Annotated in this window: 18 protein-coding genes; 9 read left to right on the forward strand and 9 right to left on the reverse strand. The window is 75.9% G+C overall.

Translation table 11 applies throughout. The features are described from left to right. Positions 1–88 precede the first annotated feature (88 nt). Positions 89–1381: a CapA family protein gene (locus ACFU5J_RS19720; protein WP_430579858.1), complete on the forward strand. Its 1293-nt coding sequence runs from the start codon at positions 89–91 to the stop codon at positions 1379–1381. 45 nt (positions 1382–1426) lie between these two features. Here ACFU5J_RS19720 and ACFU5J_RS19725 read toward each other — a convergent pair whose 3' ends face one another. After that, positions 1427–4243, reverse strand: coding sequence for a DNA translocase FtsK 4TM domain-containing protein (locus ACFU5J_RS19725; RefSeq protein WP_430579859.1), 2817 nt, complete (start codon positions 4241–4243; stop codon positions 1427–1429). Positions 4244–4307: 64 nt separating this feature from the next. Further along, positions 4308–4721: a hypothetical protein gene (locus ACFU5J_RS19730; RefSeq protein WP_430579860.1), complete on the reverse strand. Its 414-nt coding sequence runs from the start codon at positions 4719–4721 to the stop codon at positions 4308–4310. Positions 4722–4815: 94 nt separating this feature from the next. Here ACFU5J_RS19730 and ACFU5J_RS19735 point away from each other — a divergent pair, with 94 nt between their 5' ends. Next, a complete protein-coding gene (locus ACFU5J_RS19735; protein WP_430579861.1) occupies positions 4816–5397 on the forward strand; it encodes a TetR/AcrR family transcriptional regulator in 582 nt (193 codons plus the stop codon). A gap of 13 nt (positions 5398–5410) precedes the next feature. On the opposite strand, the gene ACFU5J_RS19740 is transcribed toward ACFU5J_RS19735, so the two are convergent. The 4 genes from ACFU5J_RS19740 to ACFU5J_RS19755 form a co-directional block, all read right to left on the reverse strand. Next, positions 5411–6196: a DUF4328 domain-containing protein gene (locus tag ACFU5J_RS19740; protein ID WP_430579862.1), complete on the reverse strand. Its 786-nt coding sequence runs from the start codon at positions 6194–6196 to the stop codon at positions 5411–5413. Between the two features lie 95 nt (positions 6197–6291). Beyond that, a complete protein-coding gene (locus ACFU5J_RS19745) occupies positions 6292–7977 on the reverse strand; it encodes a ribonuclease J (RefSeq protein WP_430575194.1) in 1686 nt (561 codons plus the stop codon). 22 nt (positions 7978–7999) lie between these two features. Next, positions 8000–8938, reverse strand: a complete 939-nt coding sequence (dapA, locus tag ACFU5J_RS19750; protein WP_430575193.1) for a 4-hydroxy-tetrahydrodipicolinate synthase — start codon at positions 8936–8938, stop codon at positions 8000–8002. A 42-nt stretch (positions 8939–8980) separates the two neighbouring features. Further along, complete coding sequence (locus tag ACFU5J_RS19755) at positions 8981–9508, reverse strand: AAA family ATPase (RefSeq protein WP_430579863.1); 528 nt, start codon at positions 9506–9508, stop codon at positions 8981–8983. Positions 9509–9602: 94 nt separating this feature from the next. On the opposite strand from ACFU5J_RS19755, the gene ACFU5J_RS19760 reads away from it, so the two are divergent. From ACFU5J_RS19760 to ACFU5J_RS19780, 5 genes are all read left to right on the forward strand, one after another. Then, entirely contained in the window at positions 9603–11069 is a 1467-nt protein-coding gene (locus ACFU5J_RS19760) for an NAD-dependent succinate-semialdehyde dehydrogenase (RefSeq protein WP_430579864.1), read from the forward strand. A 94-nt stretch (positions 11070–11163) separates the two neighbouring features. Beyond that, positions 11164–11874 carry an AzlC family ABC transporter permease gene (locus ACFU5J_RS19765; protein WP_430575190.1) on the forward strand — a complete coding sequence of 237 codons (711 nt, stop codon included), beginning with the start codon at positions 11164–11166 and terminating at the stop codon, positions 11872–11874. Next, entirely contained in the window at positions 11871–12191 is a 321-nt protein-coding gene (locus ACFU5J_RS19770) for an AzlD domain-containing protein (RefSeq protein ID WP_430575189.1), read from the forward strand. Before ACFU5J_RS19765 ends, ACFU5J_RS19770 begins: the two co-directional genes overlap by 4 nt. A gap of 71 nt (positions 12192–12262) precedes the next feature. Further along, the gene (locus ACFU5J_RS19775; protein WP_430575188.1) at positions 12263–12772 is read left to right on the forward strand and encodes a GNAT family N-acetyltransferase; all 510 of its coding nucleotides are present in this window, start codon (positions 12263–12265) and stop codon (positions 12770–12772) included. A 116-nt stretch (positions 12773–12888) separates the two neighbouring features. Further along, positions 12889–15213 (forward strand): glycoside hydrolase family 3 C-terminal domain-containing protein, encoded by a 2325-nt coding sequence (locus ACFU5J_RS19780; RefSeq protein ID WP_430579865.1) that lies wholly within the window; start codon positions 12889–12891, stop codon positions 15211–15213. A gap of 117 nt (positions 15214–15330) precedes the next feature. Here ACFU5J_RS19780 and ACFU5J_RS19785 read toward each other — a convergent pair whose 3' ends face one another. Continuing rightward, positions 15331–15966 (reverse strand): TetR/AcrR family transcriptional regulator, encoded by a 636-nt coding sequence (locus tag ACFU5J_RS19785; protein WP_430579866.1) that lies wholly within the window; start codon positions 15964–15966, stop codon positions 15331–15333. 176 nt (positions 15967–16142) lie between these two features. Here ACFU5J_RS19785 and ACFU5J_RS19790 point away from each other — a divergent pair, with 176 nt between their 5' ends. Continuing rightward, a complete protein-coding gene (locus ACFU5J_RS19790; protein WP_430579867.1) occupies positions 16143–17489 on the forward strand; it encodes an MFS transporter in 1347 nt (448 codons plus the stop codon). Beyond that, complete coding sequence (locus tag ACFU5J_RS19795; protein ID WP_430579868.1) at positions 17489–19372, forward strand: glycoside hydrolase family 3 N-terminal domain-containing protein; 1884 nt, start codon at positions 17489–17491, stop codon at positions 19370–19372. The genes ACFU5J_RS19790 and ACFU5J_RS19795 overlap by 1 nt, the downstream gene beginning before the upstream one ends. Before the next feature lie 16 nt (positions 19373–19388). Here ACFU5J_RS19795 and ACFU5J_RS19800 read toward each other — a convergent pair whose 3' ends face one another. Together ACFU5J_RS19800 and ACFU5J_RS19805 are read right to left on the reverse strand one after the other, a co-directional pair. Next, on the reverse strand, positions 19389–20012 hold the full coding sequence (locus tag ACFU5J_RS19800; protein WP_430575183.1) for a response regulator: 624 nt from the start codon (positions 20010–20012) through the stop codon (positions 19389–19391). Further along, the coding region (locus ACFU5J_RS19805) for a sensor histidine kinase (protein ID WP_430579869.1) at positions 20009–21139 on the reverse strand (1131 nt) is incomplete at its 5' end. The genes ACFU5J_RS19805 and ACFU5J_RS19800, both read right to left, overlap by 4 nt.

The following is a 21139-nucleotide window of genomic DNA, read 5'->3' on the forward strand; positions in this document are numbered from 1 at the left end:
CTATCGGCGCGAGGGGTCCGCGGTCGCGCCCCGACCGCCCACCGCGCAGCGCGCGCAGAGGTCCGGTGGGCGGCAGTACCCTCCTGCCGTGCCCCACCACGTGTCCGACGACGGACCTCGGCGACGACGCCGGGCCGGCCTCGCTGCGCTCGTGGGCACGGGCGTCGGCGTGGCCGCCGCCCTGGCCCTGGGCGGCCTCCTGCCGGGGGGCCGGCCGGGTGACGCCCCCGCCGCGCAGGGCGACGGCACGCCCGCGGTCTCGACGCCCGCGCCGTCGCCGTCCCCGACGCCCGGGCCGGCCACGTTCACGCTCCTCGCCGCGGGGGACGTGCTGCCGCACGGCCCCGTCGTCGACTCGGCGGGCGGCGACGCCGATCCCGACTTCTCGCCCCTTCTCGCGGGCGTCGACCCCTGGGTCCAAGGTGCCGACCTCGCGCTCTGCCACCTGGAGGTCCCGGTCGCGCCGAAGGGAACCCCGCCGAGCGGGTACCCGCTCTTCGGCGCGCCGCCCGGGCTGGTCCGCGACCTGCACGAGCAGGGGTGGGACGGCTGCTCGACCGCGTCGAACCACTCGGTCGACCGCGGCTACGCCGGGGTGCGGGCCACGCTGCGCCGCCTGGACGCCGCGGGCATGGGGCACGTCGGGACGGCGCGCAGCGCCGCCGAGCAGGACGCGCCGCAGCTCTACGTGCTCCGGCGCGAGGACCGCGAGATCACCGTCGCCCACCTGGCCGCGGCATACGGGCTGAACGGCCTGGCGATGCCGTCCGACGCCCCCTGGGCGGTGGACCTCATCGACGCCGACCGCCTGATCGCCCAGGCGCGCGCGGCCCGCGAGGCCGGGGCCGACGTCGTCGTCGTGAGCCTGCACGCCGGCGTCGAGTACACGGAGGTGCTCACCGAGCAGCAGGAGGAGGTCGTGCGGCGGCTGGCCAGGTCCCGGGCCGTCGACCTCGTCATCGGGCACCACGCGCACGTGCCGCAGCGGATCGACCGGGTCGGCAAGGGTCCCGGCGGCCGCGGCATGTGGGTGGCCTACGGGCTGGGCAACCTGCTGTCCAACCAGAGCGCCGACTGCTGCGACGCCCGCACCAGCAACGGCGTCCTGCTCACCGCGACGTTCACGCAGCGGACCCCCGACGCGGCGACGCGGGTGACGGGCCTGCGGTGGACGGGGACCACGGTGGACATCGCGGCCGGGCACCGCGTGCACGCCCTGCCGGACGTCCTCGACGACCCCGGGAGCACGACCCTCTCCGCCGCCGAGCTCCGGGCCCGCGAGGACCGGGTCCGCGAGGCCGTCGGCGACGTGGCGCGCGAGCGACGCGAGCCGACGGTGACGACCGGGCCCCCGCCCGAGGTCGTGCGGCGGGACGACTGACCTCGCTGCCCTCGGGCCCCGCGCGACGACCACGGCGCCGAGGGCTCAGCGCCAGCCGTGCTCCGGGTGGGTGTCGGCGTCGTCGTGGTAGTCGGTTGCCACGGGCGGGGCGTGCCCGTCCGTGCCGTCGGCGTACGGGTCGGCCGGGGCGTCCGCGCTCGCGTCGGCGTCCTGGTCGTAGGCCTGCGGTGTCTCCCCGCGGATCAGCGCGAGCGCCGACGGCAGGTCGTCCGGAGTCACGAGCACCTCGCGCGCCTTGGACCCCTCGGACGGCCCGACGATCTCCCGCGACTCCAGCAGGTCCATGAGCCGGCCCGCCTTCGCGAACCCCACCCGCAGCTTGCGCTGCAGCATCGACGTGGAGCCGAACTGCGTGGTCACGACGAGCTCCGTGGCCTGCAGCAGCAGGTCGAGGTCGTCGCCGATGTCCTCGTCCACCTGCTTCTTGGCCGCCGCCGGCGCGGTGACGTCCTCGCGGTAGATCGGCTTGAGCTGGGCCTTCACGTGCTCGACGACGCTGTGCACCTCGGACTCGGTGACCCAGGCGCCCTGCACACGCATCGGCTTGGCCGCGCCCATCGGCAGGAAGAGCGCGTCACCCTGGCCGATGAGCTTCTCCGCGCCGGGCTGGTCGAGCACGACGCGGGAGTCGGCGAGCGACGACGTCGCGAACGCGAGGCGCGACGGCACGTTCGCCTTGATGAGGCCGGTGACGACGTCCACGGACGGCCGCTGCGTGGCGAGCACGAGGTGGATGCCCGCGGCGCGGGCCAGCTGCGTGATGCGCTGGATCGAGGCCTCGACGTCGCGCGGCGCCACCATCATGAGGTCGGCGAGCTCGTCGACCACGACCAGCAGGTACGGGTACGGCGCGATCTTGCGCTCCGAGCCCGGCAGCGGCTTCACCTTGCCCGCCCGCACGGCGGCGTTGAAGTCGTCGACGTGCTTGTACCCGAACGTCGCGAGGTCGTCGTAGCGGGCGTCCATCTCGCGCACCACCCAGTCCAGCGCCTCGGCGGCCTTCTTGGGGCTGGTGATGATGGGCGTGATGAGGTGCGGGATGCCCTCGTAGATCGTCAGCTCGACGCGCTTCGGGTCGACCAGGATGAGCCGCACCTGCTCGGGCGTGGCGCGCATGAGGATCGACGAGATCATCGAGTTGATGAAGCTCGACTTGCCCGCGCCGGTGGCGCCGGCGACGAGGATGTGCGGCATCTTCGCGAGGTTCGCGACGACGAAGCCGCCCTCGACGTCCTTGCCCACGCCCATGACCATCGGGTGCTCGGTGCGGCGCGCGGCCGACGACCGCAGCACGTCGCCGAGGACCACGGTCTCGCGGTCGGAGTTGGGGATCTCGATGCCGATCGCGGACTTGCCGGGGATCGGCGAGAGGATCCGCACGTCCGCGCTCGCGACGGCGTACGCGATGTTGTTGGAGAGCGACGTGATGCGCTCCACCTTGGTCTTGGCGCCCACCTCGATCTCGTACCGGGTGACGGTGGGGCCACGGGTGAATCCCGTGACCTGCGCGTCGACCCCGAAGTCCTCGAAGACCTTCGTCAGCGACTCGACGACGCGGTCGTTCGCCGCGGAGCGGGTCTTGTGCGGCGCGCCCTCCACGAGGGAGTCCTCGTTCGGCAGCAGGTAGACGGTGTCGCCGTCGAGCATCGGCTGCTCCGCGCGCCCCATCGGCGGCAGGTCGCCGGCCGGGGCTGGTGCGGCGGGGTCGTCCGGCGTGGTGCCCGCCGCGGCGGAGACCGACTCGACCGGGGCCGTCGCGGCGGCGCCGACGCGCTGGGTGGCCTTCCCGCGCGCGGCCTTCGCCCCGCGCGCCGCGGCCGCCTCCTTCTCGAGGGTCGCCGCCTTCTCGAACGCCTCGTCCCCGGCGTACTCGTCGAGGCCGTCGGCCTCGGCCGCCTCCGCGGCCCGCTGGGCCTTGGTCTTGCGGGTCCGCTTCTTGCGCGGGGCAGGGTCGGAGCCGTCGTGCCGGGAGACGCCGTCGGCGAGCGGGAGCCCGTCCTCGTCGAGGCCCTCGGGGTCGTGGTGGTTCCCGGTGAGCCGGTCGTAGAGGCCGCGCAGCCGGTCGGGGATGCGGTGCACCGGCGTGGCCGTGACGACCAGGAGCCCGAAGAAGCCGAGCAGCAGGAAGAGCGGCACGGCCACCCACTCGGTCAGCCCGGTCACCACGGGGGTGGCCGCGAGGTAGCCGATGATGCCGCCGCCGTCCTGCAGCGCGGCGAACCCGTCCGCCGGCGCCGGGGTGCCCTCGGCGATCGCGACGAGGGCGCACACCGAGACGACGATGAAGGTGAGGCCGATGGCGACGCGGGAGTTCGCCCGGGCGCGTTCGGGGTGGCGCATGACGCGGAAGCCGAGCCACAGCAGCAGCACGGGCACGGCCACGCCGGCCAGGCCCACGGTGCCCGCGACGACGGCGTGGACGACGGTGCCGAACGTGCCGGAGATCCCCCACCACTCGCGCGCGGCCACGACCAGCGCGAGGGCGATGAGGAAGAAGGCGACGCCGTCTCGGCGGTGCTCGGGTTCCAGGTCTCTTGCTCCCTTGGTGATGCTGCGGGTCAGGCTGCCGACCCCGTGCGCGACGCCCAGGTACAGGCCGCGCACGGCGCGGACCGGCCAGGACGGCCCCGACCGCGCCGGCCGTCGGGCCGGCGCGCGGCGCCCGCTCCCCCGGCCGGTGCCCTTCCCGGAGCTCCTGCCCGACCCCTTGCCGGACCGGCCGGACGACGAGGTGCGAGCGGGCGCGCGCCGGGTGGGGGCGGCCACGGATGCGGTCCGCCCCGTTCTCGCCGTGCCCCGCGGAGTCCCGGTGATCCTGCGGGCGGGTGTCCGGGTCGCCATGATGCTCCCACGGTACCCGGGCCCGGGGTCACGACGCCGCAGGTCCCGGGCGCGTGTTGCCGGGTCAGCCCGCGGCCAGGAGCCCCACGGCCAGGGTGACCGCGCCGGCGGCCAGCACCGCCGCCCCCGCGGGGAGCAGCACGACCGCCCGGCCGGGCGCGGTGCGCCCGGCGCCGGCGGCGGACAGGAAGAACCCGGCGGGCATGAGGATCGCGGCGACGAGCACGCCGGTGGCCGCGAGCCACCGCCAGCCGCCGGTGAGGTCGGTGGCCTCGGACAGGACGAGGCAGACCAGCCCGAGGATCACCAGCACCCCGGCGTGCGCGTGCCCGGCACGGAAGAAGGAGGTCTGGAACGGTGTGGCCGCCACCCTCCCGGTGACGACCTTCACGAGGAAGTACCCGCCGGACTCGATCCCGACGACGGTCAGCAGCACGACGCCCGCGGTGATGCGGGCCGCGTCGGTGAGCTCGAGCACGGGGACCTCCAGGGGTCGGGAGACGGGAGACGTTTACGAACACTGTTATAAAACAACGTTCGCAAACTGTCGTCAAGGGGTCTACGCTCGCGGCATGCCCCGCCCGCGCCTCCACGACGACGCCCTGCGCACCCGCCTGCTCGAGGTCACGTCCGAGGCGCTGTCCACCGGCGGCGAGCCGGCGGTGACGGTCCGGACGGTGGCCGCTGCGGCGGGGACCAGCGCCTCCGCCGTCTACGCCCTCTTCGGCTCCCGCGAGGACCTCCTCGCCGCCGTCAGCGCCGAGGGCTTCCGTCGCTTCGCGACCCACCTCGCCGACGTGCCGCGCACGGACGACCCGGCCGGCGACCTGCGCGCCCTCGGGGTGGCGTACCGCCGCAGCGCGCTGGCCGACCCGCACTTCTACCGGACGATGTTCGACCGCGCCGTCCGGCCCGGCGCCTGCGCCCCGGCCGCCACCGAGCAGCCCACGTTCCGGGTGCTGCGCGACGCCGTCGCGCGCGTCCTCGCCGCTCCCCCGGACGACGTCGAGCCCGTGGCCGTCGGCCTCTGGGGCCTGGTCCACGGGCTCGTGTCGCTCGAGCTGTCCGGGCTGCTGCCCGGGGACGAGGGCGCGCGCGCCGCGCGCTACGACGCCGCCGCCGGCGCCGTCGGGCCCGCGCTGCTCGCCCGCTGAGGTCCGCCGCGGGTCAGGCCCCCGGCGCGGTACGGGCCTGCAGGCCCCGGGTGATCTCGCGGACCATGCCGACCCACAGGATCGCGCCGGCCACCGTCGCCACCGCGGCGATCCCCTCGAACACGGGGATGGTCCCCGGGTCCCGGGTCCCGAGGCCCGACCCCGCGAACGCGGCCTGGTTCGACGCCCACAGGCCGACGAGCCAGCACGCCCACCACCAGCCGAACCCCGCGGACGGCCGACGCCCGACCGCCGCGGCGCGCACGTCGCGCACCACCTGGAACGGGAACCACAGGGACACCACCGGCACCACCCAGCCCAGCCAGACCCACACCGGGCCGCGGACCTGGCGCGCCCCGGGCGACAGGGCCGTCGCCGCGGCGCGGGACTGCTGGAGCCACAGGCACGCGACGACGAACGTGGCCACCTGCACGGGGATCGCGACCGACCCCAGGCCGTCGTACGCCGTCCAGACCGACACGGCGGACGTCCCCGACGCGAGGGCCCGCTGGTACGGCTCGACCGCGGCGAACGACGTCGCCAGGAGGACCACCTGCATCGCCGTCCAGACCACGGCCATCACGACCGTCGCCGTCGCGAGCCCGGTCGGGACGGCGGGCGCCGGGACCCAGCCGGCCGGCCCCCGGGGCCCCGGCACGGTCTCGGCCGGCGGGGCGCCGGGAGTCCCGGCCGGAGCGTAGGCGCCGTACCGCGGCTGCGGCGGCGACGGCGGCACGACGGGCGCGGAGGCGGGCGGGACCGCGCCGGACGGCGGGGCGAACGGGTCGGGCTGCGTCATCGGAGACCTCCAGGAAAGGCGGCGGGGCCGCGCCAGCATAGTGGCGCGGCCCCGCCGCCTCCGGTCCCGCCCGAGGGCGGTGCGGTCGACCGGCCTCAGGCCTCGACGACCACCGGGACGATCATCGGGCGGCGGCGCAGGCGCCGGTTCACCCACTGGCCGATGACGCGTCGCATCACCTGCTGCAGCTGGTAGGTGTCGGTGGCCCCACCGGCGATCGCCTTCTCGAGGGCCGCGACGACGTCGGGCTGGACCTCCTCGAAGACCGCCGCGTCCTCGGCCATGCCGCGCGCCAGGATCTGCGGGCCCGCGAGCACCTTGCCCGTGGCGGTGTCGACCACCGCGAAGACCGAGACGAAGCCCTCCTCGGACAGCGTGCGGCGGTCCTTGAGCTCGTTCTCCGTGACCGCGCCGACCGTCGAGCCGTCCACGAAGACGTAGCCGCAGGGCACGGCGCCGACCACGGAGGCCTTGCCGTCCACGAGGTCGACGACGACGCCGTCCTCGGCGAGGACGACACGGTCCGCGGGCACGCCGGTGCGGACCGCGAGGGCCCCGTTGGCCACCAGGTGGCGCACCTCGCCGTGCACCGGCATGACGTTGCGCGGCTTGAGCACGTTGTAGCAGTACAGGAGCTCGCCGGCGCTCGCGTGCCCGGAGACGTGCACCTTGGCGTTGCCGGAGTGCACGACACGCGCGCCGAGGCGGGTGAGCCCGTTGATGACCCGGAACACGGAGTTCTCGTTGCCCGGGATGAGGGACGAGGCCAGGATCACGGTGTCGCCGTGGCCCACCTGCACCTTGTGGTCGCCGTTGGCCATCCGGCTCAGGGCGGCCATCGGCTCGCCCTGCGACCCGGTGGACATGTAGACGATGCGGTCGTCGGGCAGGCTGGCGGCCTGCTTCAGCTCGATGAGGACGCCCGGCGGGACGTCGAGGTAGCCCAGCTCGGCGGCGATGCCCATGTTGCGCACCATCGAGCGGCCCACGAGCGCGACCTTGCGGCCGTGCGCGTGCGCGGCGTTGAGCACCTGCTGCACGCGGTGCACGTGGGAGGAGAACGACGCGACGACGATGCGCTTCTCCGCCTGCGCGAAGGCGGCGTCCAGCGCCGGCCCGATCTCGACCTCGTTGGTGACGAACCCGGGCACCTCGGCGTTGGTGGAGTCGACCATGAACAGGTCGACGCCCTTCTCGCCCAGCCGCGCGAAGGCGCGCAGGTCGGTGATGCGGCCGTCGAGCGGCAGCTGGTCCATCTTGAAGTCGCCGGTGTGCAGCACGGTGCCGGCACCGGTCGTCACGGCGACGGCGAGCGCGTCCGGGATGGAGTGGTTGACCGCGACGAACTCGCAGTCGAAGGGGCCGAACCGCTCCGTCTGGTCCTCCGCCACCACGCGCAGCACCGGCTTGATGCGGTGCTCCTTGAGCTTCGCCTCGACGAACGCGAGCGTGAGGCGCGAGCCGACCAGCGGGATGTCCCGGCGCAGCCGCAGCAGGTACGGCACGGCACCGATGTGGTCCTCGTGCCCGTGCGTGAGGACGATCGCCTCGATGTCGTCGAGACGGTCCTTGATGTAGTCGAAGTCCGGCAGGATCAGGTCCACGCCGGGCTGGTGGTCCTCGGGGAAGAGGACGCCGCAGTCGATGATCAGCAGCCGTCCCTCGTACTCGAGGACGGCCATGTTGCGGCCCACCTCGCCCAGGCCGCCGAGGGCCACGATGCGCAGCCCCTTCGACGGGAGGGCGGGGGGCAGGGGAAGTTCGGGGTGAGGGTGGCTCACGGGGCCTCCTGGCCAGTCGGTCTTACGGAAGTGTGGTGGCGCCCGCACGGACGCCGTCGTCGAGGTAGCCCGCCGTCACGAGGGCGTCGCGCACGAGCGCGACGTCGTCCTCGGAGGCGGCCACGTTGGGGAGCCGCAGCTCACGGTTGTCGAGGACGCCGAGCGCCTCGAGCGCGGCCTTGACCATCACGGCCTGCGCCCCGGCGCCGTTCAGCGCCTCGATCACGGGCAGGGTGGGCAGGAAGGCGGCGAGGGCGCCGGCGGTGTCCCCCGCGTCCCAGCGGCGCACGACCTCGGCGAACGCGCCCGCCACGACGTGCGCGGAGACGGAGACGATGCCGGCGCCGCCCATCGACAGGAAGGGCAGCAGCAGGCTGTCGTCGCCCGAGTACCAGGCGAGGCCGGTCCCGGCCGCCAGCCGCGCGGCCGAGGCCACGTCGCCGGTCGCGTCCTTGGTGGCGACGACCTGCGGGTGCCGCGCGACACGCTCGTAGGTCGCCGCCGAGATCCGGACGCACGTGCGGCCGGGGACGTCGTAGAGCATGACGGGCAGCTCGGTCGCGTCCGCCACGGTGGCGAAGTGCCGGTACAGGCCCTCCTGGCTGGGGCGCGAGTAGTACGGCGAGACGACGAGCAGTCCGTGCGCGCCGGCCTCCGCGGCCTGCTCGGCCATGCGGACGGCGTGCACGGTGTCGTTGGAGCCCGCGCCGGCCAGGACGAACGCGCGGTCGCCCACGGCGGCCACGACGGCGGCGACGAGCTCCGCCTTCTCCGGGGCGTGCGTGGCGGGCGACTCGCCGGTCGTGCCGGACAGCACGAGCCCGTCGTTGCCGTCGTCCACCAGGCGCTTCGCCAGTCGCACCGCACCGTCGAGGTCGAGGTCGCCCGTGGGGGTCATGGGCGTGGCCATCGCGGTGAGGACGGCGCCGAAGGGGCGCGCGGCGGTGGGGGCGAGCGTCATGAGGTCAACCGTACCGGGCGCGACCGGCGGAGACGGACCGGTTCAGCCCTCGAGCAGGGCCCGCACCCGGCCGGCGACGGCGTCCGCGTCGCCCGTCCCGGCGTCGACGCGGACCACGCCGGGGAGCCGCGCCACCTGCCGCAGGCCGGCCGCGTAGGCGGCCACCGCGTCCGCGTCCAGCCCGCGGCGGTGGGCGGCGTCGTGGTCGGCCACGCGGCGCGCGAGGGTCGCGGGGGCGGCCTCCAGGACCGCGTGCGCGAACCGCGCCCCGCCGTCGGCGGCCGACCGCGCGAACCTCCCCACCTGGTCCGGCCGCGCCACGAGCTGCGGCACCACCACGTCCCCGCCGGCGCGCAGGTACGAGCGCGCCATGTCGAGGGCGAGCCGGCGCGCCGGCTCCGCGGTGCCCGCCGGGTCCCCCGAGATGAGGGCGCGCACGACGTCCACGTCGAGCACGAGCGTGCCCGGCCGGACCGCCGCGAGCGCTGCCGCGACGCTCGACTTCCCGACGCCGGGCAGCCCGTTGAGCAGCAGCAGCGTCACCCCGTCCCCGCTCCGCCCGTCGCCCACCCGTCGATCGTAGGGAACGTCGCCGGGAACCGGCCGCGGGCGAGGTCTGCCGTTCCCCGTGTCGAGCGGACGGGCGCCTGTGCATACTCGGGGCATGAGCTCGCTCTCCCCCGCGCTCGTGGCCCACCTGCCGACCGGCATGCTCGTCGACGGGCAGTGGACCGCGGCCTCCGGCGGGCGGACGTTCGAGGTGACCGACCCGGCCACGGGAGAGGTCCTGTTCGACGTCGCGGACGCCTCCCCCGAGGACGGCCTCCGGGCGCTCGCCTCCGCCGCCGACGCGGCGGCCGCCTGGCGCGCGGTGGCGCCGCGCGAGCGGTCCGAGCTGCTGCGCGCGGTCTACGAGCGGATCGTGGCGCGCGCCGACGCCTTCGCCTCCCTCATCACCGCCGAGTGCGGCAAGCCGCTCGCCGAGGCGCGGGCCGAGGTGGCGTACGGCGCGGACTTCCTGCGGTGGTACGCCGAGCAGGCGGTCCGGGCCGACGGGCTGGTCCGCACCGCGCCCGCCGGCGCGAACCGCCAGCTCGTGCACCGGCGCCCCGTCGGGCCGGCGCTGCTGATCACGCCCTGGAACTTCCCCATCGCGATGGCGACCCGCAAGATCGGCCCGGCGCTCGCCGCCGGCTGCACCGTCGTGGTCAAGCCCGCCCACCAGACCCCCCTCACCACGATGCTGGTGGCCGAGGTGGTCCGGTCCGAGCTCGCCGACCGGGGCCTGCCCCGCGGCGTGCTGAACGTCGTCCCGACGGCGACCTCCGGCGACCTGGTCGCCCCGCTCCTCGGCGACGACCGGCTGCGCAAGCTCTCCTTCACCGGCTCCACGGCCGTCGGGCGCACCCTCCTGCGGCAGGCGGCGGACCAGGTACTGCGCACGTCGATGGAGCTGGGCGGCAACGCCCCGTTCGTCGTCTTCGCGGACGCGGACCTCGACGCGGCCGTCGACGGCGCGACCGTGGCCAAGCTCCGCAACGCCGGGCAGTCGTGCGTCGCGGCCAACCGCTTCCTGGTGCACGACTCCGTGGCCCGGGAGTTCGCGCAACGGCTCGCCGACCGGTTCTCCGGGCTCCGGGTGGGCCGGGGCGACGCCGACCGCGTGGACGTCGGCCCGCTCATCGACGCGAAGGCCGTCACCAAGGTCACCGAGCTCGTCGACGACGCCACGAGCCGCGGCGCCCAGGTGCTCACCGGCGGAGGCCGCCCCGACGGCCCCGGCACGTTCTTCGAGCCCACGGTGCTGGCGGGCGTCGACGCGGACGCCCGCGCCGTGCGCGAGGAGATCTTCGGCCCGGTGGCGCCCGTGGTCGGGTTCGCCGACGACGACGAGGCGTTCGCCCTCGCCAACGACACGGAGTACGGGCTCGCGGCCTACGCCTACACCTCGTCCCTCGACCGGGCGCTGCGCGTCGGGGCGGAGCTGGACGCGGGCATGATCGGCATCAACCGGGGCATGGTCTCGGACGCGAGCGCGCCGTTCGGCGGCGTGAAGCAGTCCGGCCTCGGTCGCGAGGGCGGCGAGGCGGGCCTCGAGGAGTATCTCGAGACCGTGTACGTGGCGCTCTGAGCGTCGTCGCGCGCCGACCCCTGCGTCGCGGACGCGGCCGGCCGCGCACCGGGACGGTTTCCCGCGGTGCGGGGACCCGTGGTCCACTACCGGCGTGACTGGTGCCCCTCGACGAGACCCGGCGGTGCGGGCCGCCGTCCGCCAGGGGGCGTCGGTCGCCCTGGCCACCGGCCTGTACGGGATCTCCTTCGGGGCGCTCTCCGTCGTGGCGGGCGTGAGCGTGCCGCAGACGATGGCGCTCAGCCTCCTGCTCTTCTCCGGCGGCTCGCAGTTCGCCCTGATCGGCGTGGTCGCCGCGGGCGGCTCCCCCGTCGCCGCGATCGCCACCTCGACGCTGCTCGGCGTCCGCAACACCCTCTACGGCGCCGTCGTCGCGCCCCTGCTCGGGGCGCACGGCTGGCGGCGCCTCGCCGCCGCGCAGCTCACGATCGACGAGTCGACCGCGGTGGCCGTCGGGCAGCGGGAGCGGGCCGCGACGCGCGCCGGGTTCTGGGTCACGGGCGTCGGCGTCTTCGTCCTGTGGAACGCGTTCACCCTGCTGGGCGCGCTCGCCGGCGACGCGCTCGGCGACCCCCGCGCCTGGGGCCTGGACGCCGCGGCCGGCGCCGCGTTCCTCGCCCTCGTCTGGCCGCGGCTCGCGTCGCGGCAGGCCCAGCTCGTCGCCGCGGTCGCGGTCGCCGTGACCGCCGCGCTGATCCCGCTGGTGCCCGCCGGCCTGCCGGTGCTCGCCGCGGCGGCCGCCGCGATCGTCGTCGGGGTCGTCGCCGGACCGCGACCCGCGGACGGCCGGAAGGAGACGGCATGACCACGACCGTGCTGTGGGTCACCGTGCTCGTCGCGTCCCTGCTCAGCTTCGCGCTCAAGCTCGCCGGCCACCTCGTGCCCGAGCACTGGCTCGCCACCGAGCGGGTGCAGCGCACCTCGACGCTCGTCACGGTGGCGCTGCTGGTCTCCCTCGTGGTGGTGCAGACCTTCGCGGACGGGCAGGCGCTGGTCGTCGACGCCCGCGTGCCCGCGCTGGCCGTCGCGGCGATCGCCCTCGCGCTCCGGGCGCCGTTCATCCTCGTGGTCGTGCTCGCGGCCGCCACGGCGGCCGGCCTGCGCGCCCTCGGCTGGGGCTGAGGCCCCGGTCCCGGCCTCGGACCGGCCCGGACCGGCCCCGGACCCCGCCCCGGACTCACTAGGGTGGCCCGATGGCACTCTTCCGCGAGACGGCCGACGTCTCGGTCCGCCCGGCCGTCCCCGGCGACGAGGACGCGGTGACCCGCGTCCAGGTGTCGGCGTGGCGCTCGACGCACGAGACGGCGCTGGGCGACGGCGTCGTCGACGCGCTCGACACCGCGACGATGCGCGAGCGCTGGTCGCGGGCGATCTCCGCGCCGCCGGGGCCCGGCTTCGCGGTGTTCGTCGCCCTCGACGGCGCCGAGGTCGTGGGCTTCGCGGCCGTCGGCCCCGGCCAGCTCGTCGCGCTGGAGGTGGAGCCGCGGCACCAGCGCGGCGGCCACGGCTCGCGCCTGCTGTCGGCGGCGGTCGACCGGCTGCGCACCGACGGCGCCGAGGAGCTCGTCACGTGGGTGCTCGACGACGACTCCGCCCGCGAGCGCTTCCTCTCCTCCGCGGGGCTCGGCCCCGACGGCATGACCCGCACCCTGGCGACGGGCGTGCGCGACGTCGTCGAGCGGCGCTGGTCCGCCGGGATCTGACCCGCGCTCCCCGGGCGCGGCACGGGCGCGACGGCGCGACGACCATTTTCCTACCGCGCGGTAGGTTTCTTGTTACGGTGGGCCCGTTGCACCGTCGCCGACCCTTGGAGCGCCCCGTGACCCTCGACCAGACCGCGCCAGCCCCCACGCCCGCCATCGCCCCCGGCGCGCCCTTCGACGTCGAGCACGTGCTCGCGTCCCTCACGCTCGAGGAGAAGGCGTCCCTGCTGTCCGGCCTCGACTTCTGGCACACCCAGCCGATCGAGCGCGACGGGAGCACCCTCGTCCCGTCCGTCATGGTCACCGACGGCCCCCACGGCCTCCGCAAGCAGGACGAGTCCGCCGACCACCTCGGCCTGGGCGGCAGCGTTCCCGCCACCTGCTTCCCCACGGCCGCCGCGCTCGGGTCCAGCTGGGACGTCGACCTGCTGCGCCGAGTCGGCGAGGCCCTGGGCCGCGAGACCCGCGCGAACGACGTCGCCGTCCTGCTCGGCCCGGGCGTGAACATCAAGCGGTCGCCGCTGTGCGGGCGCAACTTCGAGTACTTCTCCGAGGACCCGGTGGTGGCCGGCGACCTCGGCGCCGCGCTGGTGGAGGGCATCCAGTCCCAGGGCGTCGGCACCTCGCTCAAGCACTTCGCCGCCAACAACCAGGAGGCGGACCGGATGCGCGTGTCCGCCGACGTGGACGAGCGCACCCTGCGCGAGATCTACCTGCCGGCGTTCGAGCGCGTCGTCACGACGGCGCAGCCGTGGACCGTGATGTGCGCCTACAACAAGGTCAACGGCGCGTACGCGTCGCAGCACGACTGGCTGCTGACCACGGTGCTGCGCGACGAGTGGGGCTTCGACGGCCTCGTCGTGTCCGACTGGGGCGCCGTGCGCGACCGCGTCGCCGGCGTCGCCGCCGGCCTCGACCTGGAGATGCCCTCCTCGGGCGGTCGCACCGACGCCGAGGTCGTCGCCGCCGTCCGCGCGGGCGAGCTCGACGAGGCGCTCGTGGACGCCGGCGCCCGCCGCGTGCTGCGGCTCGTCGCCCGCTCGCTCCCGGCCGCCGAGGCCCCCGGGTCGTTCGACGTCGAGGACCACCACGCGCTGGCCCGCGAGGCCGCCGCCGCGGGCACCGTGCTGCTGAAGAACGAGCCGGTCGGCACGGCGTCGGGCCGCGCCCCGCTGCTCCCGCTCGCCGACGTGTCCGACGTCGCCGTCGTCGGCGAGCTCGCCCGCACCCCGCGCTACCAGGGCGCGGGCTCCTCGCAGGTCAACCCGACCCGGCTCGACGACGCGCTCACCACCCTGCGCGAGGCCGCGGGGGCCGACGTCCCGTTCGCGCCCGGCTACACCCTCGCCGAGGGCCCGGACGACGACCGGCCGGTCGAGACCCTGGTCGCCGAGGCCGTCGAGACGGCGCGCGGCGCGGGCACGGTCCTCGTGTTCCTCGGGCTGCCCGCCGCCTACGAGTCCGAGGGCTACGACCGCGACCACCTCGACCTCCCCGCCGACCAGGTGGCGCTGCTGGCGGCCGTCGCGGCCGTGAACCCGCGCGTGGTGGTCGTCCTGGCGGGCGGCTCGGCGATCTCCGTCGCCGGCTGGCAGGACGCCGTTCCCGCGCTGCTCACCGGCTGGCTCGGCGGGCAGGCCGGCGGCTCCGCCGTCGTCGACGTCCTCACCGGCGCCGTCGCGCCGTCGGGCCGCCTCACCGAGACCCTGCCGCTGCGCCTCGAGGACACCCCGGCGTACGGGAACTTCCCGGGCGAGCTCGGCCACGTCCGCTACGGCGAGGGCCTGCTGGTGGGCTACCGCTGGTACGACGCCCGCAAGGTCGACGTCGCCTACCCGTTCGGCCACGGCCTGACGTACACGACGTTCGCCTACGACGAGGCTGCCGCCGAGGTCACCGGCGCCGGGGCAAGCGCGCGCGTGCGCGTCGCCGTCCGCGTGACGAACACCGGCGCCGTCGCGGGCGCCGAGGTCGTCCAGGTGTACGTGGGCGACCCGCAGGCCCAGGTGCAGCGCCCCGAGCGCGAGCTCAAGGCGTTCGCCAAGGTGGTCCTGCAGCCCGCCGAGTCGCGGGTCGTGACGCTCGACCTCGACTCCCGCGACCTGTCGTACTGGCACCCCGTGCTGCGCCGCTGGGTGCTCGAGGGCGGCGAGTTCCGGGTCGGCGTCGGCGCGTCGTCGCGCGACCTGCGCGCCGAGCTCGCGGTCGACGTCACCGGCGAGGACGTCACCCTCCCGCTGCACGAGCTGTCGACCCTCGGCGAGGCGCTGGCGCACCCCGTGGCCGCCGCCGCGATCCGGCCCGCGCTCGAGGCCTCGCCGATCGACCCGACGATGCTCGCCATGGCCACGGACATGCCGCTGGCCGTCATCGCCGACTTCGGGCTCGCCGGGTTCGACCGCGCCGCGCTGGCCCAGCTCGTGGCGGCCGCCAACGCCTGACCGAGGCCCCCTTCGAGCACGGGATCTGTCCCGCCGTCCGGCCGGACGGCGGGACGGATCCCGTGCTCGAAGGGGACAAGGGCGCCCCCCAGGGGCTCGCCCGTCCGGAACGGCGGGTCAGACGCCCGGGTCGACGAGGATCAGGTCGAGGTAGGCCCGCAGGTCGCCGGCCATGTCGACCCGCTCGGCGCGCGGTCGCTCGAGCGAGTACAGCCACTGCACCTGCAGCCCGTCCATGAGCGCGACGATCGCGCGGGCGGCCACGCCCGGGTCGACGCCGGCGCGCAGGCGACCCGCATCGGCCTGCCGGTCGAGCTCCGCCCGCAGGCGTGCCACCGTGACCGGGTAGCGGTCGGCGAAGTACGCGTGGGCGGGGTGGTCGGTCGACGTCGCCTCGGCGGCGAGCCCGGTGAAGACCTCGACGACCGGCCGCCGCAGCGCGTTGCGCTGCACCAGGCGCACCAGGGCCTCGAACATCGTGCGCCCCTGCTCGACGTCCGTGTCGAAGTCCGCGAAGTCGACCGCGTCGCGGTGCTCCAGCACCGCCTCGAGCAGCGCCGCCTTGGTCGGGAAGTGGTGCAGCAGCCCGGGGTGGGAGATGCCGACGCGGGCCGCGATCTCCCGCAGCGACGCCCCGTGGTACCCGACCTCGCCGAACGCGACGATCGCCGCCTGCAGGATCTCCTCGCGCTTCGCGCGTCCCTTCGCGTACCCGCGCGTGCGGCCGGTCGTGTCCGTCGTCGTGTCGCTCACGTGCGCCATTGTCCCCCGCCGCCTCCCCGGAGCCCGTCCCCGCGCGCCCTGTCACGCCGAACCTCTTGGAATCAATACCTACCATGCGGTAGCCTCCGTTCACCGACCATCCGGTAGGTATTGGTCGCAGGCGCGGGCCCGACGGCGGACCCGGCAGAGACACACAGGAGTCGTCCATGGCAGACGTTCAGGCCCCGGCACCGGCCGGCCAGTCCCCCGCGTCCCCCACCCTTCCGCCGGCACCACCGGTGCCGGCCGGCGCCGCCACCGGCCCGGCGGCGCGCGACGGCCGTGTCGCCGGCAAGGGGGTCGTGGTCGCCTACGTCCTCGCCTACTTCACGCTGTACATCGCGCTGCTCACGCCGGTCATCAGCACGCTGGCGCTCAAGGTGGACGCCCTGTCGACCCCCGACGACCGCGCGGGCAACCTCGCCCTCGTCACCGGCGTCGGCGCGTTCTTCGCCTTCGTCGCGAACCCGCTCGCCGGCGCGCTGTCCGACCGCACGACGTCGCGGCTCGGCATGCGCCGCCCGTGGCTCCTGTGGGGCGTGCTGCTCGGCAGCGTCGGCCTCCTGCTCATCGCCGCCGCCCCCACGATCGGGGTCGTCGTGCTCGGCTGGGCGATCGCGCAGATGGCGTTCAACGGCACCCAGGCCGCGCTCCAGGCGATCCTGCCGGACCAGGTCGCCGAGCAGCAGCGCGCCCGCGTCTCCGGCCTGCTCGGCATGGTGCAGCAGCTCGCGCCGCTCGTCGGCATCGGCCTCGCCTTCGGGTTCACCGCCGCCGACGCCGACCAGATCTGGATCTTCGTGGTCCCGACCGCCCTCGCCCTGGTCGGCGTGCTCGCCCTCGTCGCCGTCCTCAAGGACCGCCACCTGCCGAAGGGCGACCTCGAGGCGTTCCGCCTGGGCGCGTTCCTCCAGGGCTTCTGGGTGTCGCCGCGCCGCTACCCCGACTTCGCGTGGGCGTTCGCCGGTCGCTTCCTCATGCTGTTCGGCTTCGCGCTGTACAACACGTACCAGCTCTACTTCCTGTCCGACCGGTTCGGCTTCGACAGCGCCACGGCGCTGAGCTGGCAGCTGCGCCTCATGGTCGTGCAGGCCGTGCTCCTCGTCGTCGCCTCCACCGTCGGCGGCGCGCTCTCGGACCGCACCGGGCGCCGCAAGGTCTTCGTCGTGGTCGCCACGCTCCTCGCCGGCTCCGGCCTGGCGGTGTTCGCCGTCGCGCACGACCCGGCCGTGCTCTACGTGGGCGCGTCCCTGTTCGGCGCCGGCCTCGGCGCCTACTTCGCCGTCGACCTCGCGCTCGTGACCGACGTGCTGCCCAACGCCGAGACCGAGGCCGCCAAGAACATGGGCGTCTTCAACATCGCCAACGCCCTGCCGCAGTCGGTGGCGCCGGCCCTCGCCCCGGCCTTCCTCGCCCTCGGCGGGGGCGGCAACTACACCGCCCTGTTCGCCATCTCCGCGGTCATCGTCGCCGTCGGCGCCGTGGCCACCATGTTCATCCGAGGAGCCCGCTGATGGCCGCCGACCCGTCCGCCGCGACCCTGCCCGCCGTCCCCGCCGACGCCCCGTACCGTGACGCGTCGCGACCCGCCGACGAGCGCGTCGCCGACCTCCTCGGCCGCATGACGCTCGAGGAGAAGGCCGGCCAGCTCTTCCAGACCATGATCGAGGTGGGCGACGGCGGCACGCTGTCCGAGGGCCCGTCCGCCATGGGCGTGCCCGCCACGACCGACATGGTCGTGAAGCGCGCCATGACGCACGTCAACGTGCTCATGGCGCCGCCCACGGCGCGCGAGTTCGCGCTCTGGCACAACCGGCTCCAGGAGCTCGCCGCGTCCACCCGGCTCGGGATCCCCGTGACGGTCTCCACCGACCCGCGGCACGCGTTCACCGACAACCCCGGCACCGCGATGCTGTCGGGTCCGTTCTCCCAGTGGCCCGAGACCCTGGGCCTCGCCGCCACGCGGGACGAGCGCCTCGTCGAGGAGCACGCGGACGCGGCCCGCCGCGAGTACCTCGCGGTCGGCATCCGCACCGCGCTGCACCCCCAGGTGGACCTCGCGACCGAGCCCCGCTGGGCCCGCGCGAACGGCACCTTCGGCGAGGACGCGGAGCTCACCGGCCGGATGGGGGCCGCCTACGTGCGCGGCTTCCAGGCCACCGGCGACGTCGCCCGCGAGGCCGGGCTGCCCGGCACGTTCGGCGCCGGCTCGGTGTCCACGATGACGAAGCACTTCCCCGGCGGCGGCCCGCAGGCCGACGGCGAGGACCCGCACTTCGAGTACGGGCGCGAGCAGGTGTATCCCGGGGGCCGGTTCGCCGAGCACCTGGCTCCGTTCCGTGAGCTGCTCGCCGCCGGCACCCGCCAGGTGATGCCCTACTACGGCATGCCCGTGGGCCTCGAGGCCGACCTCGGCGACGGGCCGGAGGCCGTGGAGCAGGTCGGCTTCGGCTTCAACCGGCAGGTCCTCACGCGGCTGCTGCGCGAGGAGCTCGGCTTCGACGGCATCGTCTGCACGGACTGGGGCCTGGTCACCGACGCCGAGATCATGGGGCGCCCCTTCCCGGCCCGCGCCTGGGGCGTCGAGCACCTGACGCCGCTGGACCGCGTCGAGCGGATCCTCGCCGCCGGGGCCGACCAGCTCGGCGGCGAGGCCTGCCCCGAGCTCGTGCTGGAGCTCGTCCGCGCCGGGCGGGTCACCGAGGACCGCCTCGACGCGTCCGTCGCGCGCCTGCTCCGCGAGAAGTTCGCGCTGGGCCTGTTCGACGACGCGCGGTTCGTCGACCCCGAGGCCGCGGCGTCGGTCGTCGGGCACGCGGACCTGGTCGCCGCCGGACGGCGCGCGCAGTCGCGGTCGGTGACCGTGCTCGCGTCCGCCGCGGCCGGCACCGCCCGGCTGCCGCTCGCCCGCGGGCTGCGCGTCTTCGTGGAGGGCGCGGGCGACCTGGGCACCGTGGCCGGGCTCGACGGCGCGACGCTCGTCGCGACCCCCGCGGAGGCCGACGCCGCGCTGCTGCGGCTCAAGGCGCCGTACGAGGACCGCGGCCCCGGCTTCGAGGGCTTCTTCCACGCCGGGTCGCTCGACTTCCCCGCCGACGTCGTCGCCCGCGTGGCGGAGGTCGCCGCGCAGGTCCCGACCGTGGTCGACGTGTACCTCGACCGGCCGGCGATCCTCGCGCCCGTGCTCGACGCGCTCGGGGCGCACGGCACCCTGGTGGCGAACTTCGGCGCCTCGACGCCCGCGCTGCTGGACGCCCTCACCGGCGCCGTGCCGCCCGAGGGTCGGCTGCCGTTCGACCTGCCGCGCTCCATGGCGGCCGTCGAGGCCTCCCGCGAGGACGTGCCGTTCGACACCGCCGACCCGCTGTTCCGGTTCGGCCACGGCCTCGAGGTCTGACGCAGGCCCTCGCGGGTCAGGCGAGGATGCCGCGGCGGCGCGCCTCGGCGACCGCCGCGGTGCGCGAGGCGACGCCGAGCTTGTCGTACACGTGGGCCAGGTGGGACTTCACCGTGGCGCGGGTGAGGAACAGCTCGCGGGCGATCTCGTCGTTGCTGCGCCCGTCGGCGACGAGCCGCAGCACCTCGATCTCGCGCAGCGTGGGCGCGACGCCGGGCGCGCGCATGCGGCCCAGCAGCCGGCGCTGCACCGCCGGTCCGAGCACCGCCTGCCCCGTCGCCGCGGCGCGGACGGCGGCCGCGAGCTCGTCGGTCGGCGCGTCCTTGAGCAGGTAGCCGGCGGCGCCCGCCTCGACGGCGGCGAGGATGTCGGCGTCCGAGTCGTAGGTCGTGAGGATGAGCACGGGCGGCCCGCCCAGCGCCACGACCTGGCGCGTCGCCTCCACGCCCCCGAGCCGGCCGTCGCCGAAGCGCAGGTCGAGGAGCAGCACGTCCGCCGGCTCGCCGCGGCGCACGCGCGCCACGAGGTCCTCGGCCCGGCCCAGCTCGGCGACCACGCGCACGTCCGGCTGCGCGTCCAGCACGGCCCGCAGCCCGGCCCGCACGACCGGGTGGTCGTCGGTCAGCACGACGTCGATCACGGCCGCTCCCCCTCCGTCCCCCCGCCGGGCTCGCCGGCGGGCGCCACCGGCAGCTCCACGGCGAGCGCCGTGCCCCGGCCGGGCGCGGACTCGACGCTCAGCGTGCCGCCCAGCTCGGCGGCGCGCGAGCGCATCGCGACCAGCCCGTAGCCGCCGGACCCCGCCTGCACGGCGGGCGCGTCGGGCGCCGTGGCGTCCGGGTCGAACCCGACGCCGTCGTCCACGACGTCGAGCGCCACGGCGTCGTCGAGGTAGCTGAGCGTCACCGCGGCGGCCCGCGCGCCCGCGTGCTGGGCGACGTTCGCCAGGGCGGACTGGGCCACGCGCAGCAGCGCCGTCTCGACGGGGGCGCCGACGGGCCGGGGCGTGCCGGTCACGGTGACGCTGACGGTGGGGCCGCCCCGCTCGGCGACCCGGCCGGCGACGCGGCGCAGCGCGGCCGTCAGGGCCGTCCCGTCCGCGCCGGCGAGGTCCGCGGGGGCCAGGTCGCGGACGAACCGCCGGGCCTCGGCGAGGTTCTCCCGGGCCACGTCGCGCGCCTGGTCGAGCCCGGCACGGGCGGCGTCGTCGTCGCTGCCCACCCGGGCGCGGGCCGCGCGCAGGAGCAGCTCGATCGCCGAGTAGCCCTGCGCGAGGGTGTCGTGGATCTCGCGGGCGAGCCGCTCGCGCTCGGCGGCGACGGCGCGGTCGCGCTCGGCGTCGGCCAGGTCCTCCCGCGTGGCCTGCAGCTCCGCGAGCATGCGCTGGCGCTCCTGCGTCTCGCGCACCATCGCCTCGAGCCCCAGCACGACGCCGACGGCGACCGCGCCGCCCAGCAGCGGGCCGAGCACCGCCCCCACGACGAGCGCGCCGGACCACCACGCCCAGGCGGCGACCGCCGCGAGCGCCGTGAGCGCCACCGCCACGACGCCGCGGTGCGGGCCCAGCACGTGCATCTGGAGCAGCATCAGCGGGAACGCGACCCAGAGGGCCCCGGGGGCCGCGGCGGCGAGCGCCAGCCACAGCACGCCCAGCACGAGCATCCAGGCCCCGCCGGGCCACCCGGCGCCGCGCGGCGCGGTGATGGGGCGGTCCGCGACGCGCTCGCGCAGGCGGCCGAGGGCGTGGACGGGGAGCACGGCCGGCGC

The organism is Isoptericola sp. NPDC057559 (assembly GCF_042801555.1).
In the GTDB taxonomy this organism is placed as follows: domain Bacteria; phylum Actinomycetota; class Actinomycetes; order Actinomycetales; family Cellulomonadaceae; genus Isoptericola.

What these genes read in the sequence shown, in the direction of transcription:
- ACFU5J_RS19740 (WP_430579862.1), bottom strand. Translation starts at nt 6,196, where the DNA reads ATGACGCAGCCCGACCCGTTCGCCCCGCCGTCCGGCGCGGTCCCGCCC.
- ACFU5J_RS19735 (WP_430579861.1), top strand. Translation starts at nt 4,816, where the DNA reads ATGCCCCGCCCGCGCCTCCACGACGACGCCCTGCGCACCCGCCTGCTC.
- ACFU5J_RS19770 (WP_430575189.1), top strand. Translation starts at nt 11,871, where the DNA reads ATGACCACGACCGTGCTGTGGGTCACCGTGCTCGTCGCGTCCCTGCTC.
- ACFU5J_RS19725 (WP_430579859.1), bottom strand. Translation starts at nt 4,243, where the DNA reads ATGGCGACCCGGACACCCGCCCGCAGGATCACCGGGACTCCGCGGGGC.
- ACFU5J_RS19775 (WP_430575188.1), top strand. Translation starts at nt 12,263, where the DNA reads ATGGCACTCTTCCGCGAGACGGCCGACGTCTCGGTCCGCCCGGCCGTC.
- ACFU5J_RS19795 (WP_430579868.1), top strand. Translation starts at nt 17,489, where the DNA reads ATGGCCGCCGACCCGTCCGCCGCGACCCTGCCCGCCGTCCCCGCCGAC.
- dapA (WP_430575193.1), bottom strand. Translation starts at nt 8,938, where the DNA reads ATGACGCTCGCCCCCACCGCCGCGCGCCCCTTCGGCGCCGTCCTCACC.
- ACFU5J_RS19790 (WP_430579867.1), top strand. Translation starts at nt 16,143, where the DNA reads ATGGCAGACGTTCAGGCCCCGGCACCGGCCGGCCAGTCCCCCGCGTCC.
- ACFU5J_RS19760 (WP_430579864.1), top strand. Translation starts at nt 9,603, where the DNA reads ATGAGCTCGCTCTCCCCCGCGCTCGTGGCCCACCTGCCGACCGGCATG.